This window comes from Psittacicella gerlachiana, from assembly GCF_003585965.1.
In the GTDB taxonomy this organism is placed as follows: domain Bacteria; phylum Pseudomonadota; class Gammaproteobacteria; order Enterobacterales; family Psittacicellaceae; genus Psittacicella; species Psittacicella gerlachiana.
In genome coordinates this window covers 1-1425 of record NZ_NRJF01000286.1, presented here as the reverse complement: position 1 = coordinate 1425, position 1425 = coordinate 1, and the positions used below count along the sequence as shown (strand labels likewise).

At 29.8% G+C, this 1425-nt stretch carries 1 protein-coding gene; it reads left to right on the top strand.

Annotated elements, in window-relative coordinates:
* The first annotated feature begins 363 nt into the window (after positions 1–363).
* Positions 364–933: a metal-dependent hydrolase gene (locus tag CKF59_RS07715; protein ID WP_119535323.1), complete on the top strand. Its 570-nt coding sequence runs from the start codon at positions 364–366 to the stop codon at positions 931–933.
* Positions 934–1425: the final 492 nt, after the last annotated feature.

The window sequence follows — 1425 nt, the reverse complement described above, 5'->3', positions numbered from 1 at the left end:
AGGTAGAATAAGGCTGTTTAAATTAAATAATAGTAGTAAGAGTAGAGAAGAAATGAGAGAATTTCATGTATACATTAAGAAGAAATTGAAGTTCTAAAAGTTAAACAAGTTAAGAAAACAAAAGCAAAAACCATAAAGTAAAATAAAAAAAACAAAAAGTAAAAACGAATAGTAAAACCTAAAAACTAAAAGAGAAAGAAAATAAAAGGTCAAAAAGCAAAAAACAAGAAGGCTAAAAAGTACGAAAATACAAATTTAGCTAAGATCAAGGTAACGGAAAACTTAATTATAAGGAAGATTTCAAATAAGATATGATAAGGAAAAAGATCAAGAAAATGGAAACCGCAGTTGTAAGAGGAAGTTATGTATAGAGTTGGTCATTCAGTAACCGGAGCAAATCTTGGGGTATGCATCACTCTAGCTTGTGCAAATTGGTTACACTTCCCATTTTTAATTTCTATACTAGCTGGATATCTTGCCTATAAAGGGTCTAATGCTCCCGATTATCTTGAGATGCGTTGGTATGATCGTAAACATCAAGAGCTAAGGACATTAATTCCTCATCGAACCTTAACTCACTGGTTTGTGCCTTGGTTAGCTCTTGGAGCCTATGCTACTTATCAGGTAAGCCAAGGCAGTGTATACTGGGTACTAGTTGCTAGTTATTGTGCTGGAGCCTTGCTCCATATAATTTTAGATTTGCCTAACAAAAAGCCAATTCTCGGTTTACTCCCTCATACCGGTATTTGCTTAAAATGGTGGGGAAGTCATGAGCATCAATTTCTTATTTGTTGTTTTACGACAGTTTTAATGGGGATTTTTATTTATTATTGTTTTCAAGGAAGTTGGGAATATATTGCCAATAATCCAGTGACTGTAGTTAGGGATATTTGGTATCAAATTATGTATGAGGCTAATCGTCTTGTAAGTTAAGCAAAAAAGAATAATTTAAATCATGGTAGATCTAAATACCAAGATAGAAAAAAGTAGGGTAAGTTGAGAAGTAACTTACCCTACTTTTTTGTAATTAATATTTGCTTTCGTTGTTCGATAATAAGTAAAATATTTATTAGATATTGACCAATTAATTAACGGGAATAATAAATAATATTATTTTTAAATTGTAAATTTAAGAGTTAATAGATTCAAATATATTTATGTAGCGAGATATAGATGAGAATAAAGAAAATTCTCATTTTGGTTAAAGAAAAAAAATTGGTTTGTTTTTAAAGTAGATAAGATCAAAGTTATAAAAAACTGTTTGACATTTATTTTTAGCTTGTCTATAATACCTCTCGTTGTCCAAGAGACAACCTGCTCTTACAATTTAGACAAAATAATTTAATTTTAAGAGTTGACAAAAATAAAAGAATATTGCTATAATGTTCTTCGTTGCAAAAAGCAACAATAGTTCTTTAACAATTT

Bases quoted from the DNA above. Each gene is read 5' to 3' on its own strand.
- CKF59_RS07715 (WP_119535323.1), top strand. From the start codon at position 364: ATGTATAGAGTTGGTCATTCAGTAACCGGAGCAAATCTTGGGGTATGC.